24 protein-coding genes are annotated in these 24,749 nt (G+C 38.7%); 9 read left to right on the top strand and 15 right to left on the bottom strand.

Annotated elements, in window-relative coordinates; all coding sequences use genetic code 11:
- Positions 1–26: 26 nt before the first annotated feature.
- The gene (locus HMPREF9455_RS06160; protein WP_006798762.1) at positions 27–737 is read right to left on the bottom strand and encodes a tRNA1(Val) (adenine(37)-N6)-methyltransferase; all 711 of its coding nucleotides are present in this window, start codon (positions 735–737) and stop codon (positions 27–29) included.
- Positions 738–897: 160 nt separating this feature from the next.
- Here HMPREF9455_RS06160 and lon point away from each other — a divergent pair, with 160 nt between their 5' ends.
- From lon to HMPREF9455_RS06125, 7 genes are all read left to right on the top strand, one after another.
- Positions 898–3,378 (top strand): endopeptidase La, encoded by a 2,481-nt coding sequence (lon, locus tag HMPREF9455_RS06155; RefSeq protein WP_006798761.1) that lies wholly within the window; start codon positions 898–900, stop codon positions 3,376–3,378.
- A gap of 72 nt (positions 3,379–3,450) precedes the next feature.
- Positions 3,451–3,999 carry a DUF4199 domain-containing protein gene (locus HMPREF9455_RS06150; RefSeq protein WP_006798760.1) on the top strand — a complete coding sequence of 183 codons (549 nt, stop codon included), beginning with the start codon at positions 3,451–3,453 and terminating at the stop codon, positions 3,997–3,999.
- A gap of 22 nt (positions 4,000–4,021) precedes the next feature.
- On the top strand, positions 4,022–4,972 hold the full coding sequence (locus HMPREF9455_RS06145) for a glycosyltransferase family 2 protein (RefSeq protein WP_006798759.1): 951 nt from the start codon (positions 4,022–4,024) through the stop codon (positions 4,970–4,972).
- Between the two features lie 249 nt (positions 4,973–5,221).
- Complete coding sequence (locus HMPREF9455_RS06140) at positions 5,222–5,740, top strand: nitroreductase family protein (protein ID WP_006798758.1); 519 nt, start codon at positions 5,222–5,224, stop codon at positions 5,738–5,740.
- A complete protein-coding gene (locus tag HMPREF9455_RS06135; RefSeq protein ID WP_006798757.1) occupies positions 5,737–6,312 on the top strand; it encodes a manganese efflux pump MntP in 576 nt (191 codons plus the stop codon). Before HMPREF9455_RS06140 ends, HMPREF9455_RS06135 begins: the two co-directional genes overlap by 4 nt.
- 220 nt (positions 6,313–6,532) lie before the next feature.
- A complete protein-coding gene (locus HMPREF9455_RS06130) occupies positions 6,533–6,793 on the top strand; it encodes a DUF4834 family protein (RefSeq protein WP_006798756.1) in 261 nt (86 codons plus the stop codon).
- A 160-nt stretch (positions 6,794–6,953) separates the two neighbouring features.
- Positions 6,954–7,976, top strand: coding sequence for a glycosyltransferase (locus HMPREF9455_RS06125; RefSeq protein WP_006798755.1), 1,023 nt, complete (start codon positions 6,954–6,956; stop codon positions 7,974–7,976).
- A gap of 67 nt (positions 7,977–8,043) precedes the next feature.
- Here the strand turns inward: HMPREF9455_RS06125 and HMPREF9455_RS06120 are convergent, their stop codons facing one another.
- The 6 genes from HMPREF9455_RS06120 to tig form a co-directional block, all read right to left on the bottom strand.
- Entirely contained in the window at positions 8,044–9,642 is a 1,599-nt protein-coding gene (locus tag HMPREF9455_RS06120; protein ID WP_006798754.1) for a S41 family peptidase, read from the bottom strand.
- A gap of 65 nt (positions 9,643–9,707) precedes the next feature.
- Complete coding sequence (gene coaD, locus HMPREF9455_RS06115) at positions 9,708–10,175, bottom strand: pantetheine-phosphate adenylyltransferase (RefSeq protein WP_006798753.1); 468 nt, start codon at positions 10,173–10,175, stop codon at positions 9,708–9,710.
- A 4-nt stretch (positions 10,176–10,179) separates the two neighbouring features.
- Positions 10,180–12,375, bottom strand: a complete 2,196-nt coding sequence (gene recQ, locus HMPREF9455_RS06110; protein ID WP_006798752.1) for a DNA helicase RecQ — start codon at positions 12,373–12,375, stop codon at positions 10,180–10,182.
- A gap of 97 nt (positions 12,376–12,472) precedes the next feature.
- Positions 12,473–13,708 carry an ATP-dependent Clp protease ATP-binding subunit ClpX gene (clpX, locus tag HMPREF9455_RS06105; protein ID WP_006798751.1) on the bottom strand — a complete coding sequence of 412 codons (1,236 nt, stop codon included), beginning with the start codon at positions 13,706–13,708 and terminating at the stop codon, positions 12,473–12,475.
- 54 nt (positions 13,709–13,762) lie between these two features.
- A complete protein-coding gene (clpP, locus tag HMPREF9455_RS06100; RefSeq protein ID WP_006798750.1) occupies positions 13,763–14,431 on the bottom strand; it encodes an ATP-dependent Clp endopeptidase proteolytic subunit ClpP in 669 nt (222 codons plus the stop codon).
- A gap of 234 nt (positions 14,432–14,665) precedes the next feature.
- The gene (gene tig / locus HMPREF9455_RS06095; protein WP_006798749.1) at positions 14,666–16,048 is read right to left on the bottom strand and encodes a trigger factor; all 1,383 of its coding nucleotides are present in this window, start codon (positions 16,046–16,048) and stop codon (positions 14,666–14,668) included.
- A 264-nt stretch (positions 16,049–16,312) separates the two neighbouring features.
- Here tig and HMPREF9455_RS06090 point away from each other — a divergent pair, with 264 nt between their 5' ends.
- The gene (locus HMPREF9455_RS06090) at positions 16,313–17,014 is read left to right on the top strand and encodes a Crp/Fnr family transcriptional regulator (RefSeq protein ID WP_006798748.1); all 702 of its coding nucleotides are present in this window, start codon (positions 16,313–16,315) and stop codon (positions 17,012–17,014) included.
- A complete protein-coding gene (locus tag HMPREF9455_RS06085; protein WP_006798747.1) occupies positions 17,011–18,522 on the top strand; it encodes a GH3 auxin-responsive promoter family protein in 1,512 nt (503 codons plus the stop codon). The genes HMPREF9455_RS06090 and HMPREF9455_RS06085 overlap by 4 nt, the downstream gene beginning before the upstream one ends.
- Before the next feature lie 49 nt (positions 18,523–18,571).
- Here HMPREF9455_RS06085 and pgl read toward each other — a convergent pair whose 3' ends face one another.
- The 8 genes from pgl to rpsF form a co-directional block, all read right to left on the bottom strand.
- Positions 18,572–19,297 (bottom strand): 6-phosphogluconolactonase, encoded by a 726-nt coding sequence (gene pgl, locus HMPREF9455_RS06080; RefSeq protein WP_006798746.1) that lies wholly within the window; start codon positions 19,295–19,297, stop codon positions 18,572–18,574.
- Complete coding sequence (zwf, locus tag HMPREF9455_RS06075) at positions 19,294–20,829, bottom strand: glucose-6-phosphate dehydrogenase (RefSeq protein ID WP_006798745.1); 1,536 nt, start codon at positions 20,827–20,829, stop codon at positions 19,294–19,296. Before zwf ends, pgl begins: the two co-directional genes overlap by 4 nt.
- A 90-nt stretch (positions 20,830–20,919) precedes the next feature.
- Positions 20,920–21,816, bottom strand: coding sequence for a phosphogluconate dehydrogenase (NAD(+)-dependent, decarboxylating) (gene gnd, locus HMPREF9455_RS06070; RefSeq protein ID WP_006798744.1), 897 nt, complete (start codon positions 21,814–21,816; stop codon positions 20,920–20,922).
- 858 nt (positions 21,817–22,674) lie between these two features.
- Positions 22,675–22,851, bottom strand: a complete 177-nt coding sequence (locus HMPREF9455_RS20980) for a Blp family class II bacteriocin (RefSeq protein WP_006798743.1) — start codon at positions 22,849–22,851, stop codon at positions 22,675–22,677.
- Between the two features lie 217 nt (positions 22,852–23,068).
- Entirely contained in the window at positions 23,069–23,473 is a 405-nt protein-coding gene (locus HMPREF9455_RS06065; protein ID WP_006798742.1) for a hypothetical protein, read from the bottom strand.
- 127 nt (positions 23,474–23,600) lie between these two features.
- Positions 23,601–24,044 carry a 50S ribosomal protein L9 gene (gene rplI, locus HMPREF9455_RS06060; RefSeq protein ID WP_006798741.1) on the bottom strand — a complete coding sequence of 148 codons (444 nt, stop codon included), beginning with the start codon at positions 24,042–24,044 and terminating at the stop codon, positions 23,601–23,603.
- A gap of 19 nt (positions 24,045–24,063) precedes the next feature.
- Complete coding sequence (gene rpsR / locus HMPREF9455_RS06055) at positions 24,064–24,333, bottom strand: 30S ribosomal protein S18 (RefSeq protein ID WP_183305946.1); 270 nt, start codon at positions 24,331–24,333, stop codon at positions 24,064–24,066.
- A complete protein-coding gene (gene rpsF, locus HMPREF9455_RS06050) occupies positions 24,334–24,690 on the bottom strand; it encodes a 30S ribosomal protein S6 (RefSeq protein ID WP_006798739.1) in 357 nt (118 codons plus the stop codon).
- Positions 24,691–24,749 lie beyond the last annotated feature (59 nt).

Below are 24,749 nucleotides of genomic sequence, written 5' to 3'. Positions count from 1 at the left end.
GATGTATATAGCCTGCTTGTTATGGGTTACATCTTCAAATAAAAGTCTTGTACTAATTCCGTAAATTCATCAGAATATACATGCCTTTCCTTTTCTATGATCAAGTTGTTTTCGATTAATGGCAATTCTGTTTTTGAAAATTCGATCAGTATCCGTTTAGGCAAGGACACCGGAGTAGGGTATACGTTAGTAATGCGCGAAGGATACAGTTCAAGCTTTTTAGATAAAGAAAATAGAGTTTCTTTATGTTCGGACGGATATATAATGGACAGTTTGCCTTTACTTGTTAATAAGACCGCGGAAATCTCTAATAATTCTTCTAAAGATAAGCTGTCGGTATGGCGGGCTAATGTCCGTTCTTTATGTGGTGATTTTAATGATTGAATAAAGAATGGCGGGTTAGAAACGATTAAGTCATACTGTTGCCTGGATTCCCTGAAATGCTGAAGCGAAGATTCGAAAGCCTGTATTTGATCAGAGAAAGGTGACTGTTTTATATTTTCTTTTGCCTGCTCTATTGCATAGTGGTCGATATCGATGGCATCTATGTGAAGTTTGTCCTTCCTCTGAGCAAGCATTAAGGCTACCAAACCCGTGCCTGTACCTATGTCGAGAGCTTTCTCGGCCTCACTAACATTTATCCATCCGCCAAGCAATACTCCATCGGTGCCTACCTTCATGGCACATAAGTCGTGGTATACAGTGAATCGCTTAAACTTGAAATAGGGATTGGGCATGTTTTGTCCGCTTTAATCTTGAAATACTATAAAGGCAAATATTGAAATCCATTATGGCACAAATTTTGTTATATATTAAAAACAAAGTTAATTATAATTCTGTATTTTTACAGCCCCTTACAGAGGAGGGGGTAAATCCAAGTTTAAATAAAAGGATAATATGTCTAATAAAAAGAGAGATTTTCTTCATCTAAACGAAAGTAATGAACCGGTTATTTCAATTATAGCCAATGACTTCGATGATGGGGATTGCTATATAAACGAGAAAGATCTGAAAGAAGAATTGCCAATTTTGCCTCTTCGTAATACGGTGATTTTTCCGGGAACGAGTATGCCAATTGCAGTTGCCCGGAAAAAATCGTTGAAGCTGATAAAGAGTGTAAACCGGCTGAAAGGAAAATATGTCGGCTTAGTCTGCCAAAAGGACGCAGAAAATGATGATCCGGAAATTGCCGACTTGTATTCTATGGGTGTGATCGGTGAGATTATACGTGTGATAGAGTTGCCGGATGATGAAAATGTGACTGTCATTTTTCAAGGAAAGAAACGTTTCCGACTGACAGAATTGACACAAACAGAACCTTTTCTCAAAGGGCATTACGAAATACGTGAAACTCTACCTGTCCTTAAAAACGATACAGAATACAAAGCATTGTTAGACTCTATAAGGGATATGACAATACAGATGCTGCGTATGTACGGTGAACCGCCGAAAGAATTTATACAACGGCTGAAATCTGATGTGGTATCTCCGCTTTTGGTGAACTATTGTTGTGCCAACTTGCCTGTGTCCGGTACGGAAAAACAAAGTCTGCTGGATATTGACGATGATAAGGAACGTGCTTATCGTCTGCTTGTTATCCTCAATCGTGAGACTCAGATGATGGAGATGAAACTCAATATTCAGATGAAAACACGTGAGGAGTTGAACCAGCAGCAAAAAGAGTATTTCCTGCAACAGCAAATCAAGACTATTCAGGACGAGTTGGGAGGAAATCCTCAGCAGGCCGATCTGGATGAATTCAGACAACGTGGACAGAAGAAGAAATGGAACAAAGAAGCTGCTCAGACATTTGAGAAAGAAATGAGCAAATTGGAACGTCTGCATCCGCAGTCTCCTGATTATTCCACTCAATTCACATACATAGAAACATTACTCGACTTGCCTTGGAACGAATATACGAAAGATAATTTCAATCTGAAGAATGCTCAGAAAGTCCTTGATCAGGATCATTTTGGTTTGGAGAAGGTGAAAGAGCGTATAATCGAGCACCTGGCTGTGTTAAAGCTGAAAGGAGATTTGAAATCACCTATAATTTGTCTTTACGGCCCTCCGGGAGTAGGTAAAACATCATTGGGTAAATCTATCGCAAAAGCCCTGAACCGTAATTACGTGCGTGTTTCGTTCGGCGGATTACACGATGAATCGGAAATACGCGGCCACCGTCGTACATATATCGGAGCTATGCCGGGGCGTATTATTCAGAATATATTGAAAGCCGGTTCGTCAAACCCTGTGTTTGTGCTGGATGAAGTAGATAAGATCGGAAGTGATTTTAAAGGAGATCCCTCTTCTGCATTACTCGAAGTCCTCGATCCCGAACAGAATTCTGCGTTCCACGATAATTACCTGAATATAGATTATGACCTGTCGAAAGTAATGTTTATTGCTACAGCTAATAATCTGTCTACAATTTCCCAGCCGTTACTCGACCGTATGGAATTGATTGATGTAAGCGGTTATATCATTGAAGAAAAAGTAGAGATAGCCCGCCGCCACCTGATTCCCAAACAAATGGAAAATCATGGATTGGCTAAGGATGTAATTGATATTCCGAAAAAGACAATTGAAAAGATTGTTGAAAATTATACACGTGAATCCGGGGTACGCGAATTGGATAAGAAGATAGCCAAAGTGATGCGCAAAGTTGCCCGTAAGGTAGCTTCGGAAGAAGGATATAAGAAGATTATCGAACCTGAAGATTTACACGAATATCTCGGCGCCATAGAATATACCCGGGATCAGTATCAGGGCAATGGTTATGCAGGAGTGGTTACAGGGCTCGCCTGGACATCGGTTGGAGGTGAGATACTCTTTATTGAGACATCCCTGAGCAAAGGTAAAGGAGGAAAACTCACTCTTACCGGAAATCTGGGTGATGTGATGAAAGAATCTGCCGTATTGGCATTGGAATACCTCCATTCTCATTCTCAGTATTTCGGTATCGACGAAAAAGTTTTTGATAACTGGAATGTTCATGTTCATGTGCCTGAAGGAGCTATTCCAAAAGACGGCCCGTCGGCAGGTATTACTATGGTAACGTCTCTGGCTTCGGCCTTTACTCAACGCAGAGTGAAAGCAAACCTCGCTATGACCGGAGAAATTACTTTACGGGGTAAAGTATTGCCGGTGGGAGGTATCCGCGAAAAAATACTGGCAGCTAAACGTGCCGGAATAAAAGATATAATTCTTTGTAAAGAAAATAAGAAAGATATCGATGAAATTAAGCCGCTTTATCTGAAAGGGTTGACTTTCCACTATGTGGATGATATAAAGCAGGTTCTGGATATAGCTCTGCTAAAAGAGAAAGTAAAAGAGCCGCTGGATTTAACGGTAAAAGAAGAAAAGACAGCAAACTAATAAATGAAATAAGTGTAAATCGGAGGATTTACACTTATTTGTTTTAAACAAATTTCTTACATTTGTAGCACAATGATCGATAGTACGGATATAAAGGAGAGAGGAACATCGTTACTTAGGTATGCCATGCATTATGGGGCTATTCTGGGGCTGTTCTGGATGTTTAAATATATGTTTAAGATAGGTGCCGGATTCTCCGATCATGTGTTTATTTATATATTCTATCTATTGAATGTCGGTACATTTCTGCTTATTTATATTTTTACCTTTAAATTTAAAGGTTCGGAGCCGGATAAACCAAAAGGTATATGGTCGTGTGTCTTTTTTGTCGTGCTGATTTGTTTCTTTGCCTCTTTTTTCGAGGCTGGGATCATGTACGCTCATTATAAATTTATCGACCCGGGATTCTTTATGAAGATGACAGCACCTTTTATCGCTATGGTAGATAAAATGCGCAATCTCCAGCCCGATCAGAAAGAAATATACCTTTATATCGTTACAGGAAAACCGTTATATATTATCTCCGAGTTTATCGGTAATATGATATTAGGGGTAGTTCTTGGTTTTCTTATGAGCTTTCTTGTAAATAGTACAAGTAATATGAATAACAATCGGCCTTAGGCTTTTAATTAGTAGTATCCCGATGGACATATCTGTTGTAATACCGTTGCTGAATGAAGAAGAATCTCTTCCGGAACTATACACGTGGATAAAGCGGGTAATGGATGAGAACGGGTATTCATATGAAGTAATCTTTGTAGATGATGGCAGTACCGATCGGTCGTGGGATGTTATAAGCACTATCAAGAAAACTTCCCCTGAAATAAAAGCAATACGGTTTAGACGAAATTACGGAAAATCTCCTGCGCTTCATTGTGCCTTTCAGAAAGCAGAGGGAGATGTTGTGATCACGATGGATGCAGATATGCAGGATAGTCCGGATGAAATTCCTGCATTATATAAAATGATAAAAGAAGATGGCTACGATTTGGTATCGGGATGGAAAAAGAAGCGTTACGACCCGTTGTCCAAAACTTTGCCTACCAAGTTATTTAATGCAACAGCCCGTAAGGTATCGGGAGTGAAATTGCATGACTTTAATTGCGGATTGAAATCGTACCGGAAAGAAGTCATAAAAAGTATAGAGGTATACAACGATATGCATCGTTATATTCCTTATCTGGCTAAGATAGCCGGATTTAATAAAATAGGGGAGAAGGCCGTACATCATCAGGCCCGTAAATATGGCAAGAGTAAATTTGCAGGTCTTAGCCGCTTTGTAAACGGTTATTTGGATCTGCTTACACTTTGGTTTCTTTCCGTATTCGGACGTAAGCCAATGCACTTTTTCGGATTGTGGGGGACGGTTATGTTCCTGCTGGGCTTTATAGCGGTAGTTATTGTTGGTGCGAATAAATTATACGCTATCAGTAATGGTATTCCGCATCCGCTGGTAACAAATTCCCCGTATTTTTATATTGCTTTGACTATGATGTTATTGGGTACGCAATTATTTCTCGCCGGATTTTTGGGTGAGATTGTCTCCCGAAATTCGACTGTCAGGAACGATTATAAGATAACAGAAGAACTATAAATCTGAAATGCCGATGTAAGAAGCTGTTTGAATTATACCGGAACAAATAAAAAATAAGTTTTTAATTACCTTTGCCAGCCTCTGTTTGGCTCTTTTAAGCATCTTTTTAACCTTTTTCTCTTGGTTTAGCCCGCTAAACCTGTGATAAAAAGACTAAAAATCTATCTTAAAACAGCTCAAAGCAGGCAGGCAATATAATTCAAACAGCTTCTAAGAATACCGGCATTTTTTGCAACTATAAGATCACTAATGAAACTAAAAGAACTCATCGAAAGTCGCTATTCGGTCAGGACTTATCTTTCCCGCGCTGTAGAGGAAGATAAGATCAATTACATTCTCGAATGTGCAAGGCTGGCACCTTCTGCCTGTAATAATCAGCCATGGAAGTTTTTCATCATCCGTAATCAATCTGTGATATCCTGCATACAGGAGTCATACAACAGAGAATGGTTTAAATCTGCTCCGGTACATATTGTAGTGTGTAAAGACTCTTCCATGTCGTGGAAAAGAACAACATCGGATAATAAAGATTTCGGAGATGTAGATGCTGCTATTGCAGCAGAACATGTTTGTCTTGCAGCAGCGGAGATCGGCTTAGGTACATGCTGGATATGTAATTTTAACCCGGATGTATTGATAGAGGTACTGAACTTATCCCCGAATCTCGAACCTATCGCCATATTCCCGCTTGGCTATATTGACTCGGATAAAAGTATATCTCCGGAAAAGAAGCGTAAGTCCTTGTCTGAAATAACTGAATGGATATGATTCAGATTGTAGCATTGGCGGTGGGCCTTTCGATGGATAGTTTAGTTATCGCTCTTACCAGTGGGGCTGTGATAGGAAACCACAAAACAATAAATGTACTTAAAATAGCCGGTATGCTGGCTTTTATACAGATGAGCCTTACTGTTTTCGGGTGGTTTGTAGGTTCTACATTTGCTCGTTATATCGAACAGTTCGATCATTGGGTGGCTTTTGGTATTTTATGCTTTCTGGGAGTAAGAGTAATCGTTGCCAGTTTGAAAGATGAAGAGAGTTCTCCATTCAATCCCCTTAATTTTAAAGTGATGTTTGGTCTGGCAGTAGCCACTAGTATAGATGCCACGGCAGTGGGGTTATCTTTGTCCTTGATTAATGTACAGATACTGCTTCCTGCATTAATTATCGGTGTGGTAACTTTTATGATATCTTCGTTCGGAATTATATTTGGCTGTAAGGCCGGTCAGAGGTGTAATCTACGCATTAATATAGCCGGAGGGATCATTCTTATTCTTATTGGTTGTAGTATATTGTTCCAACATACAGTTCTGACCGAAACCCATACCGCTCTTTTGTGATTATTGTTTAAGATAATAAACTCTTGTTAAATAAATTGAAACAATCGAACTTACATGTTGTTTCTTAGTTTTATCTAATATCAGTGTATTATATTTGCCAAGGTAGTAAATGAAAGAAAGTATTTGATGATATATATTATCGGATCATAACTCACTCTTATTTCTTTTACTTATCAAAGTAATAATTAGGTCTGCGGCCTGAACTAATAATTTATATAAAATGACATTTCTACTTTTTCTAATATTTGCCATAATTATATTTGGAGTAATGGTTTTGCTATCAGTGGTTAGAGGAGTGTCGTCTTTTATTTTCGGAAAATCTTCCACATCACATAGCGGATATACTTCCAATAATAGATATACTTCTAATAATAACGCCTCTTCTTCGGGACGGTCGGAGCACGCATCCTCTGGCTCAAATAAAAAGATATTCTCTAAAGATGAAGGGGAATATGTAAAATATGAGGAAATAAAAGATTAAATAAAGTCTTTTTTGTTTCATTAAGTACTCCGGCTCTCTGTACTGGATATTATTGGTTCAGACTTTTTATACATTCTTTCCGGGTTATAAAAATATATCTTACCTTTATCTTAGGAAATATACATATTCTCTGAGATAAGATATATAGAGTAATTAGCGGATGAATAAAAGGAAACCAGTTTATATTTCACGAAATTATAAAGGAGTGTCTGCCGGAAATGATGCCCGCACAGACACTGAGACACTTTTAGATGATTTTGGTTATCGGAATATTGGATTAAAGCAAAGCTTCAGCCAAAGTAAGGTAACAGATTTTATACGTAATCTGAGCGGCACTATTAAAGGCATCATAGTAATGCCTGTTAATGGAATCCTCTTTATACAATACCCTACGAAGAAATATTATGTTTTGTTGTGTAAAATAGCTCATCTTAAGCATACTAAAGTTATTTCTCTGATACACGATTTAGGCTCCTTCCGGCGAAAAAGAATTTCTGTGGGACAGGAAATGGGGCGTTTGAACAATTCGGATTATATCATTGCTACAAATCAGAAAATGAAAGATTGGCTGATCGCTAATAATGCCAAAGCTAAAATAAACACACTCGATATATGGCATTTTCTATCCAAAGAAGAACGTAAACCTGAATTCAGATCAGAAGATAATTATTCATATAGAATTTGTTATGCCGGAGCTTTGAACCGGAGAAAAAATGCATTTTTGTATGAATTTATCCCTTCTCCAAGAAACTTTATATTAAACATCTATGGTGATAGATTCGATATTCCCGATACGAATGATTTCCATTGCAGAGGATATATAGATAGTGATACTTTTATTCTTACCAATAATGATGATTTCGGCCTTGTTTGGGATGGTGATTCGATGGATGAATGTTCCGGAAGTTTCGGCGCTTATCTCAAATACAATACTCCGCATAAGGTATCATTCTATATCAAAAGCCATTTGCCAGTAATTATATGGAAACATGCGGCGTTAGCACCTTTCATAGAAGAAAATAGAATAGGGATAACTATTGATTCCCTAACCGAGATAAATAGTATTCTTTCGTCTATGACTCCCGGATATTATAATGAGATGAAACGGAATGTTATTGAAATGAGTAAGAAACTTCAGTCCGGTTTTTATCTGAAGCAAGCAATAGATAAGTTCAATATTTAAATACCATAGATAAATAAAACGGGTTGCATAATACATTATACAACCCGTTTTTACTATAAATAGAATATCAATTCTTTCCTTTCAGCAAGTTGTTATACAGGTTATCATCATGTATAATCTCATATGCTTTTTTGAATGTCTCGCTGTATCCGTTATATATTCTGAGAGATGTTTCCGTATCAAAGATATCCCGGGCCAGAAGCATCTTCAGTTGCATTCTGATTAAATCCGAAGCCTTGTTAAACTCATCCTCGTTATATGTAATTTTTTCTTCTTCTCCGGCAACTACAATCTTTTCCAGCAGGCTTTGCGGAACAATGTATTTCTTCAGAAAAGCTTCTTTCGTAGGATATTCATCCAGTATATCTTTACGGTGATTATCTACTTCACTATATGCAACTTTATAGATAAGTCCCCTGTTGGCAATGCTTCTGAAATATGGTGTGTAATTTGTTGTATCCAACGGCACGAAGTAGTCAGGCATAATACCTCCGCCACCATATACAGTCCTGTGATTCATCAGTGTAGTGTACTTTAGTGAGTCAGGAAAATGAATACTGTCGGCATGCATCATTTCTCCTTTATTGTATCTTTCTATCACGTCCATATTATATGATGTAAGGTCTCCGCTTGTATAGGGCTTTTGGATAGAACGTCCTGTTGGAGTATAGTAACGGGCTACGGTTAACCTTATCATTGATTCGTCAGGGAGTGGGATTTGTCTTTGTACAAGTCCTTTGCCAAAGCTGCGGCGGCCAACAATCACACCTCTGTCCCAGTCTTGAACAGCACCTGACAAAATTTCACTGGCCGATGCCGAACCTTCATTAATCATGATCACTACTTTTCCATCTTCGAAACTTCCTTTTTCAGTTGAAACTTCATCCCTTCTCGGTTGACGCAATCCTTCCGTGTAAACAATAAGTTTACCTTTACTCAGAAATTCATCTGACAGATCAATCGCGGGAGCCATATATCCTCCACCGTTACCTTCCAGGTCGAGAATGAGGTTTTTCATACCTTCCTTCTTCAATTTAGCTAAGGCGTCTTGAAATTCTTTTGTAGTTGTGGCTCCGAATCGGATAATGCGGATATATCCCGTATTGTTATCTACCATGTAGGAAGCATCAATGCTATACACAGGTATCTTTGCACGGGTTATTTTAAAATCGAGCAGTTCCGGTACACCACGTCGCAGGACCTTTACATCCACCTTTGTTCCTTTAGGACCTTTGAGACGCGACATAACATATTTGGTTGATCTTTTTACTCCTGCTATAAGCGTATCATTTACATAGAGAATTTTATCCCCGGCCATCAATCCGGCTTTTTCAGAAGGGCCTCCGGGTAATGCTTCGATGACGTAAAGCGTATCGGTTAACATATTGAACGAAATTCCGATTCCGTCGAAGTTACCCTCGAGTGGTTCATTCATATCTTTTACTTCATCTGTACTGATGTAGGTAGAGTGGGGGTCCAGCTTCTCCAGAAGAGACTTAATAGCATCTTCGGCAAGCTTTTGGTCATTTACATCATCTACATACAGATTTTCGATAATTGCCATTGTTGTCGCTACCTTTTTAGAACCTTCACTCATTTTGAATTGGGCAGAGGCAGAAGCCACAATAGTAAGAAAGCACAGAGCCGCGATAATAACTCTTTTCATATATATTTATCTTGATTATATTTATGTTTTCGTAAAATACGAATATTGTTCTGTGTAATTCAGATCTATTGGCGGGTTTTCAGATTCATGCCTTCGGGTATAAATTCGCTGACATCATGTCCGAATCTTAATAACTCGCGTACTATGGTAGAACTAATATGTGTGAGTTCTGGTTCAGTGAAAAGGATAAAAGTTTCTATTCCTGATATCTTCCGGTTCATATCGGCAATTGTTTTTTCGTATTCGAAATCGTTAACCGAACGTATACCTCTTACTATAAAATGGGCTTTCACTGTCTTTGCAAAATCTACGGTCAGGCTATCATAAGTTTCTACGGAGATACGAGGCTCGTTTCTATAGAGTGATTGTATCATCTCTATACGGTGTTCAAGAGAGAAATAGCTTTTTTTTGCATCATTCTTCCCAATGGCAATAACGATCTCATCGACTAATTCGAGAGACCGTTTTACCAATGAATGATGTCCTATCGTAAAGGGATCAAATGTTCCCGGAAAGATTGCTTTTTTCTTCATTATTTTAGTTTGCCATATCAGATATAAATTTGATACGGACCAAACGGATTTCATCTTCTGAATATTCACCTAACTCGTTGATCGCTTCTTCCAGATCATCCGATTCTGCTTCCTGAAAATATTGAAAAATATCGTCCAGATGATCTTCGTCTATTACCTCACGCAAGAAATAATCAATATTAATTTTGGTACCTGAATATACAATTGCTTCAACTTCATTGAGCAATTCGGTAAAATCTATTCCTTTCGATTCTGCCAGATCGTCCAAGGCTACTTTTCTGTCGATGGCCTGTACGATGGCAACCTTTAGCTTCGACTTGTTGGCAACGGTTCTTACACGTAAATCTTCAGGACGTTCAATCTCGTTTTCTTCGACATGTTTCTTTATAATCTGCAGGAATTCGGCTCCGTATCTTTTAGCCTTACCTGCCCCTACACCCGGAATATTCTGTAATTCCTCCATCGTGATAGGGTAGATGGTTGCCATGGCTTCCAATGATGGATCCTGAAAGATCACATATGGCGGAACGTTATTATTCTTAGCCATTTTCTTGCGAAGGTCTTTCATAATAGAGAATAATACCGGATCTACGGCAGAACCTCCACCACCACCTTTTACGACTACATCATCTATGTTGTCATCGTCTTCCAGGTCTTCTTCATCGGCAGTCGTAATTTTAAAAGATACAGGTTTCTTCAGGAAGTCTTTACCCTTTTTCGTAATTTTCAACAACCCGTAATTTTCAATATCTTTATCAAAATATCCTGCGATAATGGCCTGACGAATCACTGCATTCCATGTATCTTCATCAGAATCATCTCCGGAGCCGAACACTTCCAGATCCTGATGCTCGTATGTTTCAATTTCGGATGTTTCTTTACCTCTGAGGATATTGATAACATAATCCGTCTTGAATTTTTCTTTTAACGCAACTACAGCTTCCAGAGCTGTTAATAATAAATCTTTAGCTTCCACCTGTTTTTTTGGATTTACACAATTGTCACAATTTCCACAATTTCTCACTTTGTATTCTTCACCGAAATAGTGAAGGAGCACCTTTTTTCTGCATAATGCAGTCTCTGCGTATGCCGCTGTTTCAAGGAGCAGTTGTTTTCCTATTTCTTGTTCGGCAACAGGTTTTCCCTGCATGAACTTCTCTAGTTTCTGTAAGTCTTTGAAGGAGTAGAAGGCAATACATTTTCCTTCTCCTCCGTCGCGTCCGGCCCGGCCTGTTTCCTGATAATATCCTTCAAGACTCTTTGGCATGTCGTAATGTATCACATACCTTACATCCGGTTTATCTATCCCCATCCCGAATGCAATGGTAGCTACAATTACATCGACTTGTTCCATCAGAAATGCATCCTGATTTGCTGAGCGCGTATTTGCATCTAATCCTGCGTGATAGGGTAGCGCATTGATATTGTTTGTTTGCAGTATTTCTGCAAATTCTTCTACCTTTTTGCGGCTCAGGCAATATATAATACCCGATTTATGCCCCTGCGACTTGATATATTTTATGATATCCTTGTCTACATTGTTCGTTTTAGAACGCACTTCATAGAAAAGATTTTCCCTGTTGAATGAAGCTTTAAAAACATCGGCATCGACCATTCCCAGATTCTTCTGGATGTCGAGTTGTACCTTTGGCGTTGCTGTAGCGGTAAGTGCAATAATCGGATGCTTACCTATCTCGGTGACTATAGGGCGTATCCGTCTGTATTCCGGGCGGAAATCGTGTCCCCATTCCGATATACAGTGTGCTTCATCTATAGCGTAAAACGAAATCTTTATTTGTCGAAGAAAATCTATGTTTTCTTCTTTGGTCAAGGATTCCGGCGCTACATAGAGTAATTTGGTTTTACCAGAAAGGATATCGCCTTTCACCTGTTCTATGGCAGCTTTGTTTAGTGATGAATTGATAAAATGAGCAACTCCGTCTTCTTCGCTGAAATTGCGCATTGCATCTACCTGATTCTTCATCAGCGCTATAAGCGGTGATATGATAACAGCCGTTCCCTCCATCAACAAGGCCGGTAACTGGTAACAAAGCGACTTCCCTCCCCCTGTAGGCATCAGGACAAAAGTATCCTTCTCGTCCAGAAGATTCTGGATGATTGCCTCTTGGTTTCCTTTGAATTTATCAAAGCCAAAATGCTTTTTTAAAGCAACGGTCAGTTTATCGTTTCGGTCAGGCATATTTGTAAAAAAATAGGCTATTATGTTATACGAAGATAAAGTCCTAATTTTAAATCTCCAACTTAAAATAGGCTATTTTTTATGAAAAAAACAAACTTTATTGTGAATTTTTGAGTTTTATCATTTGTGACTTCTCGAGTTGTTCCCCGGCATAGTCTTTGGTGATGTGTAATTGCGTTTGTTTTGTAGATGGTATGGTAAACATTGCGTCCATCATTATATTCTCTACAATGGAGCGCAATCCTCTTGCTCCTAACTTATATTCTACTGCCTTATCTACAATAAATTCGTATACATCTTCATCGAATGTGAGATCTACGTCATCCATATTGAAGAGCTTGATGTATTGTTTTATTATAGAATTTTTAGGCTCGGTAAGAATTCTGCGCAAAGCACTTCTGTCCAGTGCATCCAGATATGTCAGTATCGGCAGACGGCCGATAATTTCCGGGATCAGTCCGTAAGATTTTAAATCCTGAGGTGCTACATATTGCAACAGGTTTTCTCTGTCTACTTCTGCGTTTTTCAGAGAAGAGGCATATCCTACTACTTTAGTATTCAGGCGTTGGGCAATTTTACGTTCTATGCCGTCAAACGCTCCTCCGCAAATGAAGAGGATGTTTTTAGTGTCTACAGCGATCATTTTTTGGTCAGGATGCTTACGGCCTCCTTGTGGCGGCACATTCACAATTGATCCTTCAAGTAATTTTAGTAATCCCTGTTGTACTCCTTCGCCGCTTACATCACGGGTGATCGACGGGTTGTCGCTTTTACGCGCTATCTTGTCTATTTCGTCTATGAATACGATTCCTCTCTCGGCTGATGCTACATCATAGTCCGATGCCTGAAGTAGCCGTGTAAGGATACTTTCGATGTCTTCTCCTACATATCCGGCTTCGGTAAGTACGGTTGCGTCTACAATGGCAAAAGGTACGTGCAGCATCTTTGCTATTGTACGGGCCAGAAGCGTCTTTCCTGTACCGGTAGGTCCTACAAGGATAATATTCGATTTCTCTATTTCTATATCATCGTTCTTTTCCTGTAATATCCGTTTGTAGTGATTGTAAACGGCAACAGCCAGGTAACGTTTGGCGTTGTCTTGTCCGATAATATATCCGTCGAGGTATTCTTTTATCTTTTTGGGGTCAGGCAGTTGTGTTTTGTCAATGCCTATCGAAGATTTTTGTTTGGCTTCGATGCTTTCTTTTACGATTTGGTAGGCCTGTTCGGCACAGCTATCGCAGATGTCTGCGGACAAACCGGATATAAGCATGTTTACATCCTTATCGCTTCGTCCGCAAAAACTGCATTGGTTTATTTCTTTTTTTGCCATAAATTGAATTATAAGTAGTGAGTTCTATACGTTATTTGAACTCATTACTTATTATTACTTATTTCTAATTAAAACTTCGTCAACCATACCATAATCTTTGGCTTCGGCTGAAGTCATCCAGTAGTCACGGTCAGAATCTTTTTCAACTCTGTCGAACGGTTGTCCTGAGTGATCGGCTATAATGGTGTATAGTTCTTTCTTTATTTTCCCAATTTCGCGTGCGGTGATTTCGATATCGGAAGCCTGTCCCTGCGCGCCGCCCAGAGGCTGATGGATCATCACGCGTGAATGTTTCAGAGCAAAACGCTTGCCTTTTTCTCCTGCTACAAGCAGTACAGCTGCCATAGAGGCTGCGATACCTGTACAAATGGTAGAAACATTACTGTTTATAAACTGCATAGTATCGTAGATGCCATATCCGGCATAAACCGAACCGCCGGGAGAATTGATATAGATTGATATGTCTTTACCGGAATCGGCAGAATCCAGATAAAGCAACTGTGCCTGGATAACATTAGCAGTATAATCGTCTATCTGAGTCCCTAAGAAGATGATTCTGTCCATCATCAGTCGGGAGAATACATCCATCTGAGCAACATTCAATTGACGCTCTTCAATGATAGTGGGTGATATATAGCTGCTTGTAATATCTACATATTTATCTAGAGCTAGTCCGTTCATACCTAAATGCTTGGTAGCATATTTCTTAAATTCATTGTTCATAATATTTTCCTTTCAATAAGTGAATAATTTAATACTATAGTCTTATAAACAATTATCATGCCATTGTAACCGGCACAAAAAAGAGGCTAATATTCAGCCTCATTTCTTATAAACAAAGTTATAAATAAAAAATTGAAAAGCTAAGATATTATTCGGTGTATTTCTACTATTATTCATCGAAAACGGGCAGAAAGAGTATTTATTCTTCTGCCCGTTATATAATTTCATTCAGGTTTATGCTTCTTCCTGTTTGTCATCTTCTTTTTCGAAGAATTTGCGGAAGTCATCCAGTGATATGGATTTTTCTTCTATACCTAATTTTGTTTTTAATGCATCGATTATTTTGTTTTCCATTGCGCGTTCGAGCAGGTTGCGTGCGTTGTCTTTGTTTTTCAACATATCATTTGCATAGTTTTCAACCATTTCGTCCGGCAGATTCATCATGCCATATTGCGCAAACTGAGCTCTTGCTGCCTGCATTGCAATAGTTTTCATATCTTCATTTTCAATCTTGATATCATAATCTTTTGCGATTTGTTCCTTGATGAGGTGGAATTTCAGGTCGGCCACAATTTTCGGATAATCTGCTTCGATGGATTCTGCTGTTCTTTCCTCACCTGATGCTAACAGCCATCTTTTAAGGAAAGCATCCGGGAATTGAATATCTCCGACTTTTTTCTCCAGAAGTTCCTTTGCATCCAACAAGAATTTGTAATCGCTATCCGGAGCAAACTGGTCTTCGATAGTTTCTTTTACCTTTGCTTTGAATTCAGCTGCATCTTTTACTGTATCTGCTCCGAATACTTTGTCGAACAGGTCTTTATCCAGTTCAGCTTCTTTGTAACGGGTGATTTCAGTGATTTCGAATTTAAATTCAGGAGCAATGGCTTCTACTGCATCTTTTTCGATGTGAAGTAGTGATGCGATCTCTGTTTCATTTCCTTCATATGCTTTCCCCGGATTGAATGTGATCACATCTCCGGCTTTAGCTCCAACGAATTTAGCTTGCTCATCAGCATCTTTCATGTAAGATGGCATTACTACGCCTGCTTCTACACTGATGCCGCCTTCTTTTGCTTTGCCGCCTTCCAGTTCCGAGATAGTACCTCTGATAAGGTCGGTTGCAAGGGCGCCGTCTTCTATCTTGTCATACTTACCGTAATTTGCTTTGTAAGACTCGATTTGTTTATCAACAAGTTCCTCGTTTACATCAATTTTGTAGTAAGTAACTTTATCTTTCTTTGTCAGTGATAGTTTAATTTCAGGAGCAAGTGCTATATCGAAATAGAAATCGTAGTCGCCTTCTGTTGCGAAATCGATCGCTTGTTGCTTTTCTTCGTTAGGAAGAGGTTCGCCAAGCACGTTCAATTTATTCTCTTGGATATAGTTATATAAGCTTTCACCTACTATTTTATTTATTTCTTCGGCCATTATGGATTTACCGTACATCTTTTTTACCATGCCTACAGGTACAGTGCCCGGACGGAATCCCGGTACATTTGCTTTTTTGCGGAAAGTTTTCAGTGCACTATCAAGTTTGTCCTGATAATCAGCTTTAGCCACACTGATTTGTAGAATAGCATTTACGCTATCAACATTTGTTAGAGATACATTCATCTTAACGGGTTTATTTTAATTATTACAAGTTTATTCAAATGTATAAGAAAAAGTTAGCTTTCACAGCTCTCTTTTTTGGTGGTGCAAAAATAGTCTTATTATTGTAATATTCAAAGAGAAATAATAATTAATCTCAAGACCTTTTTTATAAAAAGATGGCATAATGCGTTAAAAATATGTTTTGTAACATGTTTTATATAAAAAAATGCTAACTTTGTTTTTAAGTTAATTATTGAACCTGATTTATATATCAAGCTTTTCTCTATGGTAGCAGATAGCAGCAATGTTGTAAGTATATCGGAATGTATTCCGGAGATTTGGGATTTGTTGAATAATAAGGAACGTGACTTAATTTCGGCAAACGCGAAGATTCTTGACTATAAAAAGAATGAGGTAATCTACAGAGAAGAAGAGACTCCTCAGGAATTGATGTGCCTATGTAAAGGGAAAGTCAAGATCTATAAAGATGGGGTAGGAGGGCGTAGCCAGATAATCAGAATGATACGTCCTACACAATATTTCGGGTATCGAGCCTATTTTGCAAACCAGCCGTATGTGACTGCGGCTTCGGCTTTTGAGGCCTCTACTATTTGTTTTATATCTATGCAGATTATTGAAGAGATAGTTTCTATAAATTCAAAATTAGGTATGTTCTTTATCCGGGAACTATCTACAGACTTGGGTATTGCTGATGAAAGGGTAGTTAATCTTACGCAGAAACATATCCGGGGACGTTTAGCTGAATCGCTTATCTTCCTTATTGAGAACTACGGATTGGAAGAGGACGGTGCCACTATCAGTATCTATCTGTCACGGGAAGACCTTGCCAATTTGTCGAATATGACAACCTCAAATGCAATCAGGACGCTGTCTACATTTGTTGATGAACATATAATTACACTCGACGGCCGGAAAATCAAGATAATAGACGAAGAAAAGCTACGACGAATAAGCAAAATCGGATGATAACCAATATTGCTCACAAATATCTGGACTTCAAATATAAAGAAGTTGCCGGATTTATCAATAAACCAATCTATACTCAGGAAAAAATACTATCCTATTTGCTTCGAAATGGAGCACAAACACTAATAGGTCAGCAATACAACTTTTCCTCAATCAAGAATAAAGACGATTTCAGAAAGCGGGTTCCTGTTTTCCATTACGAAGATTTGCGTCCCTATCTTGATAAGATACTGATAGATAAACAGCAGAGTGTTTTGTGGAACAAACCCATAAAGTGGTTTGCTATGTCGTCCGGCACTACCGAGGATAAGAGTAAATACATCCCTGTCACCCAAGAATCTCTGACAAAAGGTCACTACAAATGTGGGGAGCAGATGCTTGCTATATATGGTCAGGCAAATCATAAGGCCAGATTCTTTTTCGGAAAGACATTAGTTTTGGGAGGAAGTAAGCAGATAAATAATATCGGAGACGGGATCTTCACCGGAGATATATCTGCTATATTGATCAAGAACCTGTATTTCTGGGCTAAGAGAAGCCGTACTCCTGAGAGTATTTCCCTGCTACCTGATTGGGAGGTTAAGTTGCAGGCATTAGCAGATTATGCTGTAAAGAACGATGTAAGGGCATTCATGGGTGTACCTTCATGGTTGCTTGTCCTTTTGAAAAAAATAAAGGCTGATACCGGGCGCGAACTGACTGATATCTGGCCTAATCTGGAAGTGTTCTTCCATGGGGGGGTCAGTTTCACCCCATTCGAAGAACAATATAAGAAGATCATACAAAAGCCTGAAATGCGTTATTGGGAAACGTACAATGCTTCGGAAGGATTCTTCGGAGTACAGTTTTCCGATAAATCGAAAGATATGCTCCTGATGCTGGATAGCGGTATCTACTACGAATTTGTTCCGATGAGTGAATGGAATAGTGAAAATCCTAAGACACAGACATTGGACGAAGTGGAGACCGGGCAGAATTACGCACTCCTCATCTCTACCAATGGCGGGCTTTGGCGCTATATGATAGGTGATACTATCGAGTTTACGTCTACCAGTCCCTATCTGTTCCGGATAACAGGTCGTACAAAGAACTTTATCAATGCTTTCGGAGAGGAGATTATCATTGACAATGCTGAAAGAGCTTTATCCGAAGCTTGTAAAGATACAGGTGCACAGATAACTGAATATACAGCCGCTCCCGTTTATTTTGGAGATGAAAATACCGGTGCCCATGAGTGGTTTATCGAGTTTTCCGTCGAGCCCGACGATTTGGATAAGTTTGTCAAGTCTTTGGATGATAACCTGAAAAGGGTAAACTCGGACTATGAGGCGAAACGTTCCTATAATCTCTCTTTAGGTTTACCTATTGTAAAAAGTTTGCCAAAAGGAACATTTAATGAATGGCTGAAATCGATAGGGAAACTGGGCGGGCAAAACAAAGTGCCGCGATTATCGAATAATAGGGACTATATAGATAGACTAAGGTTGTTTATAGAACAAACAAGATAAGACAATAAAGGATGGTTTTACAACCATCCTTTTTTATTCCTATGCGTAGTTACAGTAAACTTGCCGCCTCTGCATCCAGAAACCAATACAAATAGCCCCTTTTCGGATTTACTTTCGCCGCAGGGTATTTATTCAGGTATTCTTTCCGGTTCTTTAATATATCTCTGACCTTTTCGGCCTTGTTTTTTCCTGTAGCAAGGAATACAACATACTGTGAGTTATTCACTACTTTACCACTGATAGTCACCCGCTGCATACCTGTTTCAGGATGCTCTCCGATAACACAGATGTCTTTACTATCCCAGAGTTCTATTTGATTAGGGAAAATAGATACAGTATGTCCGTCGTCACCTAGCCCAAGCATAACGATTTCAAAACTCGGCATGTCCTGTTTTTGCATCAGTTTCGATCTCAGAACTGTGCCGTACCATAATGCTTCCTCTTCGGGTTCGTTTTCTCCGTGTATACGATAGATGTTGTTGTTCGGAATGCCCGGCACTTTGTCGAATAAGTGATCCTTTGTCATCCCGAAGTTATTCATCACATTTTCCGGTGGTACGCAACGTTCGTCTCCCCAAAAAAAGGAGATACGGTTCCAGTCGATAGACTCTTTACAATTTTCGGCCCAATAGTCAAAAATTACCTTAGGCGTGGTCCCTCCCGACAGGGCCAGGTTGATGTGCGGATATACATCCAGCAATTTCAGTACAAACTCGGTGAATCCTTTGCTTAAAGCGTTAGGATCTTCATAAACTTTAATCTCTTCTTTTATCATAGTTCGCAATATATACCATCGTCAGACAGATTCTTACAAGGATATCTCCATGTCAGATTTTTTTCTTCAATCAGGTCATCGGCGCAGTTAGGGCCCCATGATCCGGCAGGATAACCATGTAATGGCGCATCCGGATTCTTCTCCCAGAAATCAAGCAGTGGTTGCACGAATTTCCATGTGGCTTCCAAGGCGTCGCCCCGGATATATAATGTAGAATCGCCTACCATGCAGTCGAGCAGCAGACGTTCATATGCTTCGGGCAGATAAGTATCTTGCAACTGTGAGTAATGGAAATCCATATTCACATTCTTTACCTGATAACCGCTTCCCGGCACTTTCATCTTTGTTTTCAGCAGGATGCCTTCATCGGGCTGTATTCTTATTACCAACTGGTTGTCGTCATTGTTTAAGTCCGTAGTTTCCGGAAACAATCGTTGAGGGGCCGGCTTGAAATGTATAACTACTTCCGATACCCGTGTCGGTAAACGTTTTCCGGTGCGGATATAGAAAGGGACATCTCCCCAGCGCCAGTTATCAATAAACAACTTCATGGCTACATAGGTCTCGGTGCGTGAATCCTTATCCACGTCTTTTTCTTCCCGGTAACCTTTGGCATATTTACCTTTTATGTTAGCAGCTGTATACTGTCCACGAATGACATTTTTGAACAGATCGTCGTTCGACATAGGGCGGAAAGCCTGAAATACTTTCAGTTTCTCGTTCCGTATCGAAACCGAGTCTATAGACATCGGGGGTTCCATTGCCACAAGAGCCACTAATTGCAGCAGATGATTTTGTACCATGTCGCGCAATGCTCCTGAATGATCGTAATATCCTCCGCGATTTTCGACGCCAATACTTTCGGCAGCCGTGATTTCGACGTGATGAATATAATTCCTGTTCCACAGAGGTTCATAGATACCATTAGCAAAACGGGTAACGAGCATATTCTGTACAGTTTCCTTACCCAGATAATGGTCGATACGGTATATCTGCTCTTCATCGTAATCTTCGCGTAAAGAAGTATTTAACGAAATGGCAGATTTCAAATCTGTACCGAAAGGTTTTTCTATAATAATCCGCCTGAAATTATAGTCTTCTTTGTTCAAGCCCTGTTCTGCCAGGAATTTAGGTATGAGAGGATAGAGCGCAGGTGGCGTAGATAAATAGAAAATATAATTTCCTGCAGTATTTTCTTCTTTGTCGAGCAGGTCTAAACGGTCTTTCAGCTTCGAGTATTCTTTACCGTCATCTGTATTGATAGACAGATAATGAAGTTTCTGGCAGAATGTATTTAATTCTTCATCAGAGACGTCCTTAGCGGTAGCGAATTGCTTAATACCATCTTTCATCTTTTCACGGAAAGAGTCATCCGTAAAAGGACTACGAGCCACTCCCAATACTGCAAAGTTTTTAGGAAGTGAATTCTGTTTATGCAAATCGAATATAGCAGGAACCAGTTTCCTGTATGTAAGATCTCCCGATGCACCGAATATGACCAGTGCCTGATCTTTTATTATTTTTGGTTTCATCGTATTCTAGTTACGAGGTACGAATTACAAGATAAGAGTTATAAGATTATCTGTACATTTATAACTCATAACTTATAACTCGTAACTAAGTTAGTCTTTCTTTATTTCATGGCCGCCAAACTGATTCCTCATAGCTGCCAGTAATTTCATTGCATAAGACGATTCCTGTCTCGACTCGAAACGGGTGAAAAGTGAAGCTGTGATAACGTGTGCCGGAACATCAAAATCCATAGCTGTCTGTACAGTCCAACGACCTTCGCCGCTATCGGCTACATAATCTTTGATGCCATCCAGATTTTCGTTTCCTTCAAGTGCATTACCGATCAGTTCGAGCAACCATGAGCGGACAACCGAACCTTCCATCCATACACGGGAAACTTTTTCTAAGTCTACATTGTATGGTGAATTTTTCATTATCTCAAATCCTTCCGCATATGCCTGCATCATGCCATATTCGATTCCATTGTGCACCATTTTTACCATATGGCCGGAACCGCTTTCGCCGCAGCGCATGTAGCCGTTTTCTGGGGCAAGACTTTTAAAGATCGGTTCGGCGAAGTCACAGGCTTCCTTGTCACCACCATACATCAGGCAGTATCCGTTCTGAAGTCCCCATACGCCACCACTTGTGCCACAATCGAGGTAATGAATTCCGTGTTCTTTTACCTTCTTTCCACGTTCTACAGTTTCTCTCCAGTAGCTGTTGCCACCGTCTACAATTATATCGTTTGGATTAAGTAATGTAAGCAGTTCGGCAATGTTTCCGTCCACAGGTTTACCGGCAGGAACCATTAACCACACCAATTTGCGCCCATCCAATTTACTCACAAGGTCTTTCAGGCTGGAAGCCGGTATAGCTCCTTTTGAAGCTACTTCATCTATTTCTTTTTGAGTTAAGTTGTAAGCAACTACTTCGTGTCCATGATTCAACAGGCGCTCTACCATTTTACCGCCCATTTTGCCTAATCCTACAAATCCGATTTTCATATTAGCTTCTATTTTTGATTTTTATAATATAAACAAGTAAAGGTCGCAGACCTATTTGTTATTTAGTGTCTGAAAAGATTTTGATAATTAATCTTTTAAACCGTACGAAGTTACTATTTTTTTATGATTTTAAGTTAAAAAGGATTGCTTTTTTCTTATGTAATCGAATAGCCTATATTGAAAATCAGAGGATTATAAAGGGAAATTAGATATAGTTTTTATCTATTTTGTTTTGCGCTGTATTTTTATTGTTTATGGTTAACAGTTTTCAGTAAACAGTATCCTCGCACAAAGATGCTAAGGCGCAAAAAGGTAACAAAGTAGCAAGAAGCAATTATTAATTAGAGCAAGCGCACGAAAATCGGGAATTTCAACTATTGGCCTTATTTGTATTTATTAACTATGTATAGTTAAAATCTGACAGATCTGACACTTTTTTTTACTGCTTTTTCATTGTTGTATTTGCATTTGTTAACCATATTTGGTTAAAAAGTAACAGGAGTAACACTATTCAGTTAGCAGTTAACAACTTGTATCTTGTCTATTTGTAACTGTTTACTTACTACTTGTTAAAAGGTAACAAAAGTTACAGCTTCTTACATATTTTCAATTTTTAAATCATTAAACCTTGAATCTTTAAATCCTCATATCAATCTGTCAAAGAGCTATCGGCTAAAAGTCATATATACATAGATAAAGTATTTGTCCAAAACAAACAATTATTATCGAAATAGCTCTCCATCCACATTATTTATATGAAAAAGCCGAAAGACTATGTTTTGTCTTTCGGCTTCTTATAATGAGACTGTCCGGATAATCGGAAATCGGACAGATTTTTTTTGAAACTAAAAATGAATTTTAACGAATAGCCGCAGCTCCAGCCGCAGCTCCAGCCGCAACAGCAGCCCCAGCAGATTCATATAAATCTTTTAAGTAGTCCCCGATAGCGTATCCTCCATTAATAGCAGCCATTTCCTCTTTTGTAAGTTCTTTGAACTCACTTGTCTCATTTAGTGTAGTTAATTCTTTTTCCATAAGGTTATTTTTTTTGTTAATTATACATTATAAATGTATTCTTTTTAAGTTAATTATTGTGCGTTATTTCTGTTAAATTATATTTATTTAACCTATTGGTGTGTCATATTGATATTAGAATAAGAGTGTTATCTGAGATTGTTTTCAAATATTCAATTCTCGGAGAGATAAAATTACTTTTTGGACAGCCTCTTTATTATATGAGGGGTCAAGACTTTTATTTATAGTCCTCCGGAGTAATTTTTATCTCACCTAAAACTTTCTTGCTGGAATCGTAATAGGAATAAACAATTGTTACCTCAAATGTTTTGATTTGTTCAAATTCAGGCAAACCTTTGATTAAATTTATAGCAGCGTCTTTTCCGTCCGTAACATTTATCAGACCAGCCATTTCGTCTGCAACAAGGATGTTGTATTTTAATGTTTTGTTTTCCTCAACAGAAACTTTTTCCATAGTCAAACCATTTCCCATTTGGATTGGAGCCTGTTTGTTTAGTTGTTCAGCGGTAACTTCCAGAAACTTTGTGACAGCAGCATTTTTTGCATCGCTACATTGGGTTAAAAACGAAGAAATGAATACAATAGCAATAATGCCAAGGGTAGTTTTTGTTAAATTTTTCATAAGTTGTATTTATTATTAATAGTTAGTTTATAAAGATAATATTTATCTTTTATATTTTGTTAAGGCTTGGTAAAAGTAAAAAGAGAGTTGTCGATAAACAACTCTCTTTTCTATATTTAACGGTATCTTATTCAGAAACTACTTCGAAAGGAATTTCTACAGAAACTTCTTTGTGAAGCTTAGCTGTTGCTTTGTAAGTACCTACTTCTTTTACTGCATCTTTGATGATGATCACTTTACGGTCTACATTGTAACCTAATTTTTCAAGAGCCTCAGCTATTTGAATATTAGTAACCGAACCAAATATAGTACCGGTAGAACTTGTTTTTGCTCCGATAGTAAGTGATACGCCGTCAAGTTTGGCAGCCAAAGCTTCTGCGTCTTTCTTGATTTTCTCAAGTTTGTGAGCGCGTTGCTTCATGTTTTCAGCCAAAACTTTCTTTGCAGACTCTGATGCTATCACAGCTTTACCTTGAGGTATAAGGTAATTACGTCCATAACCGTCTTTCACAGTTACGACTTCATCTTTATATCCTAAGTTAAGGATGTCTTCTTTTAATATAACTTGCATTTCTTTTTCCTCCTTTTTATTATTTCATTAAGTCTGTAACGTAAGGAAGCAAAGCTAGGTGACGGGCTCTTTTTACAGCTTGTGCAACACGACGTTGGAATTTCAGAGATGTTCCGGTAATACGGCGAGGAAGGATTTTTCCCTGTTCGTTAAGGAATTTCTTCAAAAACTCAGGGTCTTTATAGTCAATATACTTAATACCGTTCTTTTTGAAACGGCAGTACTTCTTTTTCTTGACATCAACTGAAGGCGGAGTCAAATATCTGATTTCTGATTGCTGTGCCATAATTTAGTTCTCCTTTACTTCTTCTTTTTTAGGTGATTTTAGATTTCTTCTCTTTTCTGCGTACTGGTGTGCAAACTTATCCTGGCGGAAAGTCAGGAAGCGGATAACACGTTCGTCGCGGCGGAAGTTGATTTCTAGTTTAGCGATAACAGCCGGATCAGCTTCAAACTCTAACATCGCATAAAAACCGGTGGATTTCTTCTGGATTGGATAAGCCAGTTTGCGAAGTCCCCAGTTTTCTTCATTTACTATTTTCGCCCCTTCATTGGTCAAAATAGTCTTGAATTTTTCTACCGCTTCCTTCATCTGTACATCAGACAAAACGGGAGTCAAAATGAAAACGGTTTCGTAATTGTTCATAAATTAAATAATTATAAATTAAACATGTCATTTTTGCAAATGAGGTGCAAAGATAGAGC

The sequence above is a fragment of the Dysgonomonas gadei ATCC BAA-286 genome, assembly GCF_000213555.1.
Taxonomy (GTDB): domain Bacteria; phylum Bacteroidota; class Bacteroidia; order Bacteroidales; family Dysgonomonadaceae; genus Dysgonomonas; species Dysgonomonas gadei.
This window is presented reverse-complemented; position numbering and strand designations above follow the sequence as displayed.

What these genes read in the sequence shown, in the direction of transcription:
- HMPREF9455_RS06130 (WP_006798756.1), top strand. Translation starts at nt 6,533, where the DNA reads ATGACATTTCTACTTTTTCTAATATTTGCCATAATTATATTTGGAGTA.
- rpsF (WP_006798739.1), bottom strand. Translation starts at nt 24,690, where the DNA reads ATGAACAATTACGAAACCGTTTTCATTTTGACTCCCGTTTTGTCTGAT.
- lon (WP_006798761.1), top strand. Translation starts at nt 898, where the DNA reads ATGTCTAATAAAAAGAGAGATTTTCTTCATCTAAACGAAAGTAATGAA.
- HMPREF9455_RS06065 (WP_006798742.1), bottom strand. Translation starts at nt 23,473, where the DNA reads ATGAAAAATTTAACAAAAACTACCCTTGGCATTATTGCTATTGTATTC.
- HMPREF9455_RS06125 (WP_006798755.1), top strand. Translation starts at nt 6,954, where the DNA reads ATGAATAAAAGGAAACCAGTTTATATTTCACGAAATTATAAAGGAGTG.
- coaD (WP_006798753.1), bottom strand. Translation starts at nt 10,175, where the DNA reads ATGAAGAAAAAAGCAATCTTTCCGGGAACATTTGATCCCTTTACGATA.
- clpX (WP_006798751.1), bottom strand. Translation starts at nt 13,708, where the DNA reads ATGGCAAAAAAAGAAATAAACCAATGCAGTTTTTGCGGACGAAGCGAT.
- HMPREF9455_RS20980 (WP_006798743.1), bottom strand. Translation starts at nt 22,851, where the DNA reads ATGGAAAAAGAATTAACTACACTAAATGAGACAAGTGAGTTCAAAGAA.
- HMPREF9455_RS06160 (WP_006798762.1), bottom strand. Translation starts at nt 737, where the DNA reads ATGCCCAATCCCTATTTCAAGTTTAAGCGATTCACTGTATACCACGAC.
- HMPREF9455_RS06120 (WP_006798754.1), bottom strand. Translation starts at nt 9,642, where the DNA reads ATGAAAAGAGTTATTATCGCGGCTCTGTGCTTTCTTACTATTGTGGCT.
- clpP (WP_006798750.1), bottom strand. Translation starts at nt 14,431, where the DNA reads ATGAACAATGAATTTAAGAAATATGCTACCAAGCATTTAGGTATGAAC.
- HMPREF9455_RS06135 (WP_006798757.1), top strand. Translation starts at nt 5,737, where the DNA reads ATGATTCAGATTGTAGCATTGGCGGTGGGCCTTTCGATGGATAGTTTA.
- pgl (WP_006798746.1), bottom strand. Translation starts at nt 19,297, where the DNA reads ATGATAAAAGAAGAGATTAAAGTTTATGAAGATCCTAACGCTTTAAGC.
- HMPREF9455_RS06090 (WP_006798748.1), top strand. Translation starts at nt 16,313, where the DNA reads ATGGTAGCAGATAGCAGCAATGTTGTAAGTATATCGGAATGTATTCCG.
- zwf (WP_006798745.1), bottom strand. Translation starts at nt 20,829, where the DNA reads ATGAAACCAAAAATAATAAAAGATCAGGCACTGGTCATATTCGGTGCA.
- recQ (WP_006798752.1), bottom strand. Translation starts at nt 12,375, where the DNA reads ATGCCTGACCGAAACGATAAACTGACCGTTGCTTTAAAAAAGCATTTT.
- HMPREF9455_RS06085 (WP_006798747.1), top strand. Translation starts at nt 17,011, where the DNA reads ATGATAACCAATATTGCTCACAAATATCTGGACTTCAAATATAAAGAA.
- HMPREF9455_RS06145 (WP_006798759.1), top strand. Translation starts at nt 4,022, where the DNA reads ATGGACATATCTGTTGTAATACCGTTGCTGAATGAAGAAGAATCTCTT.
- HMPREF9455_RS06140 (WP_006798758.1), top strand. Translation starts at nt 5,222, where the DNA reads ATGAAACTAAAAGAACTCATCGAAAGTCGCTATTCGGTCAGGACTTAT.
- rplI (WP_006798741.1), bottom strand. Translation starts at nt 24,044, where the DNA reads ATGCAAGTTATATTAAAAGAAGACATCCTTAACTTAGGATATAAAGAT.
- gnd (WP_006798744.1), bottom strand. Translation starts at nt 21,816, where the DNA reads ATGAAAATCGGATTTGTAGGATTAGGCAAAATGGGCGGTAAAATGGTA.
- tig (WP_006798749.1), bottom strand. Translation starts at nt 16,048, where the DNA reads ATGAATGTATCTCTAACAAATGTTGATAGCGTAAATGCTATTCTACAA.
- HMPREF9455_RS06150 (WP_006798760.1), top strand. Translation starts at nt 3,451, where the DNA reads ATGATCGATAGTACGGATATAAAGGAGAGAGGAACATCGTTACTTAGG.